Raw genomic sequence first — 419 nt, 5'->3', positions numbered from 1 at the left:
GGATCGGCGGCGATCGTGCGCAGCGTGTCGGCGGCGATGTCGAGCAGCAGGCCGTAGATGATCCGTTTGTTGTACCAGGCGATCGCACTGATGGGCGCGGGAAGCGTGAAGACGACGTGGAAGTATTCGACGGGTAGCAGATCGGCCTGGCGCGCCTCCAGCCAGCGGTGTGCGGCGCTGGCCTGGCACTTCGGGCAATGCCGGTCCCGGCACGAGTCGAAGGACACCTCTGAGCTTGCGCAACCTGAACAGCGCAGCACATGTCCGCCCAGTGCCGCCGTGCGGCACCGTTCGATGGCCGACATGACCTTCAGCTGCCCCAGGCTCAGGTGTGCCGTGGCTCGCCACGCTGGCCCGTGGCTGCGGAAGATGTCCGCAACCTCCAGCATGAGGCGCTACAGCGCGGGCCTACCCGGGAG

The 419-nt window shown here is 67.3% G+C and carries 1 protein-coding gene; it reads right to left on the bottom strand.

Annotated elements, in window-relative coordinates:
• A partial coding sequence (locus tag P0D73_RS46785; RefSeq protein WP_408436563.1) for an IS91 family transposase occupies positions 1-389 on the bottom strand: 389 nt, incomplete at its 3' end.
• Positions 390-419 lie beyond the last annotated feature (30 nt).

Origin of the sequence: Paraburkholderia sp. RL18-101-BIB-B (assembly GCF_046026985.1) — a bacterium.
In the GTDB taxonomy this organism is placed as follows: Bacteria; Pseudomonadota; Gammaproteobacteria; order Burkholderiales; family Burkholderiaceae; genus Paraburkholderia.
The sequence above is the reverse complement of the archived record's forward strand: the minus strand, read 5'-3'. Positions and strand labels throughout refer to the sequence as shown.